Origin of the sequence: Pseudomonas sp. AL 58, from assembly GCF_036348395.1 — a bacterium.
In the GTDB taxonomy this organism is placed as follows: domain Bacteria; phylum Pseudomonadota; class Gammaproteobacteria; order Pseudomonadales; family Pseudomonadaceae; genus Aquipseudomonas; species Aquipseudomonas defluvii.
The window spans coordinates 1-3,809 of the sequence record NZ_JAZBQR010000019.1; the positions used below are offsets into that span (position 1 = coordinate 1).

Here is a 3,809-nt window from a genome sequence, read left to right on the forward strand (position 1 = left end):
CTGCACTCATAGCTCAGCTGGATAGAGTACTCGGCTACGAACCGAGCGGTCGGAGGTTCGAATCCTCCTGAGTGCACCATATATCAGAAAGCCCGCATTTTATGCGGGCTTTTTGTTTTCCGCGAAATTAATTTTCTCGTAAAGCGCAATGGCTAGATTGTCAGTTAGTGCGCCATCTTCTTGTGCTGATATCCCAGGCGATGTGCTTTTCTCTGTGGCAGTGCCGTCGTATTAGTGTATCTGGATGCGGTCGAGCTTTATGTTGCAAGCGACTGTTCTGGTCAAGATTTTAAGCGCTTCGATTGTTCAAGCAGTGTATGATTGCGCCCGTCAGCCCCGCCGGGGCTTGTGGAATACCACCATGGACTTACCCAGTAGTTACTCAATAGCTGATTTTGCCAATCACGATCTGACTGATTGATCCTCCCGGCGTGCTCCCTGCTGGGAGTGGAGTTCGCCTATGACTGAAATCGAAGTAAAAAAGACCCAAGATAGCCTGCAGGATCGCCTGGCCCAGGTGGTTGAGCTGTTGCAGCGCCAGCGTGTTGTTGAAGACCTCACGCATCGCCAGGAAGGTCATCATCATGACCTGGTTGAAAACCTGGTTCATCGACAGAATCTGGTCGAGCTGCAGCGCAAGCTCGACGATCTGCACTCTGCCGACGTCGCCTATATTCTCGAAGCGTTACCGCTCGATGACCGATTGACCGTTTGGCAGTTGGTCAAGGCTGAGCGTGACGGCGACATCCTGCTCGAAGTGTCTGACTCGGTTCGAGAAACCCTGATCGCCGACATGGACGATCATGAGCTCCTGGCTGCGGCCAAGGAGATGGATGCTGACGAACTGGCAGACCTTGCCCCAGAGTTGCCGCGCGACGTCGTTCACGAGCTCATGGAGAGCCTGGATGCTCAGCAGCGTGAGCGTGTGCGTTCTGCTCTGAGCTATGACGAGGACCAGGTCGGTGCGCTGATGGACTTCGAGATGGTGACCATTCGTGAGGATGTCAGCCTTGAAGTGGTGTTGCGTTACCTGCGTCGCCTGAAAGAGTTGCCGGGGCATACCGACAAGCTTTTCGTGGTCGATTATGACGGTATCCTCAAAGGCGTCTTGCCGATCAAGCGTCTGTTGGTCAATGACCCGGAGAAAAAGGTTTCCGAGGTCATGGCCAGCGATCCGGTGACCTTCCACCCCGAGGAAGACGCTTACGATGCGGCCCTGGCATTTGAGCGCTATGACTTGATCTCTGGCCCAGTCGTTGACAAAAACGATCGCCTGATTGGTCGTCTGACCATTGATGAAATGGTTGACCTTATTCGGGAGGAAAGCGAAAGCGAAGTCCTGAGCATGGCGGGTCTGCGCGAAGAGGAAGATATCTTTGCTTCGGTCTGGCGCTCGCTGCGTAACCGTTGGGCCTGGTTGGCCATCAACCTGATTACTGCATTCGTGGCCTCTCGTGTGATTGGGCTGTTTGAGGGGTCGATCGAAAAACTGGTGGCGTTGGCAGCCTTGATGCCGATCGTGGCGGGTATTGGTGGTAACTCCGGTAACCAGACGATCACCATGATTGTTCGCGCTATGGCGCTTGATCAGGTGAGCCCAGGGAATACGTCGCGGCTAATGCGTAAGGAACTGGCGGTTGCCCTGATCAACGGCCTTATTTGGGGTGGTGTGATAGGTATCGTGGCGTTCCTGCTTTACCACAGCTGGTCGCTGGGTGTGGTGATGACTGCTGCAATGACCCTGAACCTGTTGCTTGCTGCGCTGATGGGTGTGCTGATTCCGATGACCCTGGTGCGTATGGGGCGTGATCCGGCAATGGGCTCCAGCGTGATGATCACGGCTGTAACCGACAGCGGTGGTTTCTTCATCTTTCTGGGGCTTGCAACTATCTTTCTGCTGTAAGTGTGTTTGGCTCAGGCACAAAAAAGCCCGCAATGATGCGGGCTTTTTTGTGTGTGCGTGATTCAGGAAGCATCAGCTGCCATTTCTGCATCATGGGCGATCAGCGCGACCAGTGCATTCTGTTGGCGGTGGGAGAGCTGGCGAAAGCGTTGCAGTAGTTCGCGTTCGTGCAGGGACAGTTCAGGGCTGTCCAGGCGCATGCTTAGCTCATCGCCCAGAGCTCCTTCCTGGATCAGACTTTGCTCCAGGCGAGCGATGATTTCAGAGTTCATGCTGCGATGGTGGTTGCGCGCAACCTCAGCAATGCGCTCACGCATTCCGTCGGGCAGGCGGACGACGAATTTGTCTGCGGTGCGGCTTGAGTAGATAGCCTGTTTCATTGGGCGCATATAATTGACCGGTTTTAGTTCAGGGGAAGCGGTTCTTGAAATTGGCCGCACGGTGACGTTACGACCACTGTTGGGGCCAAATGTTCAACCTGAATTGCGAATGAGGCGCTTATGATGCCTCACAATCGCCGGTTCCTTGGCGTCAATTCTGTGACAAATAATGAGCTGGATAAAGGCTATTTGCCAGTACCAATTATCAGAAATGCGTACTGGTTTTGAAAGTTTTCATTTTTTCGCTTATCCGTTTGAGTGATAGCTTTCTCCTCGCACCGGCAAATGGCAAGAATGGCGCGGTAGAAAACTCTAAAATTTGCGTGGTTTCCTTAACTTAAGAGCATAGTGGCTATGCAGCATGACGCAAGTGACGATTGCTTGACAGTCCAGACGGTCAAGGCCGGCCGATTGATCTACCTCATGGGGGCTTCAGGGGCCGGCAAGGACAGCCTGATCGAAGCGGCTCGTTCTGGGCTTCAAGGGCGGGGCGTAATGATCGCACGGCGTGTGATTACCCGGGCGGTGGAGGCCAAGGGGGAGGACGCTCATGGTGTTACATGGCAGCAGTTTGAGTTGCTTCGTGATCAGAGGGCGTTTGCGCTGCATTGGCAGGCTAACGGGTTGTCCTACGGTATTCCGGCGCAGATCGATGCCTGGCTGGAAGAGGGGCGGCACGTGCTGGTCAATGGTTCCCGGGCCCACTTGGTTGAGGCCCGCAGGCGCTACCCGAGCCTGTTGCCAATCTTGCTGACCGTTGATGCCAGAGTGCTGCGTGCGCGTTTGCTTGGGCGCGCGCGCGAAAGTCTTGATGACATCGAGCGTCGTCTGGAGCGTGCCCGTGCCTTGGCTTGTGTCGAGGATCGCTCGGTGCGTGTTCTGGATAACTCCGGTGAGTTGCTTGATACCGTTTCGCGCTTGTTGATACTGCTGGGCGAGGAGGGGGTGTTGGTTGCGAAGGCGTAAATAAAGCCTACAGCTAAAAACCCCTACGGATGACATGACAAATGTCGGTGTGCTGGGTAACATGCTCGCCGACTTGCGCTGCGCAGCATTCGCTGCCGGTTTCTGCGTCTCAGTAGCTCAATTGGATAGAGCATCCCCCTCCTAAGGGGAAGGTTGGCAGTTCGAACCTGCCCTGGGACACCATTTGCCTCAACGTAGCTTGGAATGATTCCGTTCGCCTCTGGCAGGTGCCCTGAAGGGCGGCTGTATTGAGATGCATGTATCGGTCGGGTTGCTGATGTGAGCTGCTGCTTATATAAGGCTAGGGTGAGCAGGGCTTGTTAAGCATTTGAAGCCTAAAGAGAAAATCTGAAAAAACTCGAAATAATTGCTTGACGGGTGCTTCGAAAAGCGTATAATGCGCGCCATCGGTTGAGACGAAAAGCTCTTAACCAACCGCTCTTTAACAATTGAATCAAGCAATTCGTGTGGGTGCTTGTGAAGTCAGACTGATAGTCAAAAAGATTATCAGCATCACAAGTGACTACACGAGAAATCGAAATAGTCATTTGAGATTGCTG

3 protein-coding genes and 2 tRNA genes are annotated in these 3,809 nt (G+C 53.8%); 4 read left to right on the plus strand and 1 reads right to left on the minus strand.

Annotated features, from left to right (window positions below):
* The first annotated feature begins 2 nt into the window (after positions 1–2).
* Positions 3–79 (plus strand) — tRNA-Arg (locus tag UIA24_RS18700).
* A 381-nt stretch (positions 80–460) separates the two neighbouring features.
* Positions 461–1,903 carry a magnesium transporter gene (gene mgtE, locus UIA24_RS18705; RefSeq protein ID WP_065761966.1) on the plus strand — a complete coding sequence of 481 codons (1,443 nt, stop codon included), beginning with the start codon at positions 461–463 and terminating at the stop codon, positions 1,901–1,903.
* Positions 1,904–1,965: 62 nt separating this feature from the next.
* On the opposite strand, the gene UIA24_RS18710 is transcribed toward mgtE, so the two are convergent.
* Complete coding sequence (locus UIA24_RS18710) at positions 1,966–2,292, minus strand: Arc family DNA-binding protein (RefSeq protein WP_009681471.1); 327 nt, start codon at positions 2,290–2,292, stop codon at positions 1,966–1,968.
* A 345-nt stretch (positions 2,293–2,637) separates the two neighbouring features.
* Between UIA24_RS18710 and phnN the strand changes: the two genes are divergently transcribed.
* On the plus strand, positions 2,638–3,249 hold the full coding sequence (gene phnN / locus UIA24_RS18715; protein ID WP_330523539.1) for a phosphonate metabolism protein/1,5-bisphosphokinase (PRPP-forming) PhnN: 612 nt from the start codon (positions 2,638–2,640) through the stop codon (positions 3,247–3,249).
* Positions 3,250–3,355: 106 nt separating this feature from the next.
* Positions 3,356–3,432: transfer RNA gene (locus tag UIA24_RS18720), tRNA-Arg, on the plus strand.
* Positions 3,433–3,809: the final 377 nt, after the last annotated feature.

Excerpts from the sequence above, each read along its gene's own strand:
- mgtE (WP_065761966.1), top strand. The coding sequence starts at position 461 with ATGACTGAAATCGAAGTAAAAAAGACCCAAGATAGCCTGCAGGATCGC.
- UIA24_RS18710 (WP_009681471.1), bottom strand. The coding sequence starts at position 2,292 with ATGCGCCCAATGAAACAGGCTATCTACTCAAGCCGCACCGCAGACAAA.
- phnN (WP_330523539.1), top strand. The coding sequence starts at position 2,638 with ATGCAGCATGACGCAAGTGACGATTGCTTGACAGTCCAGACGGTCAAG.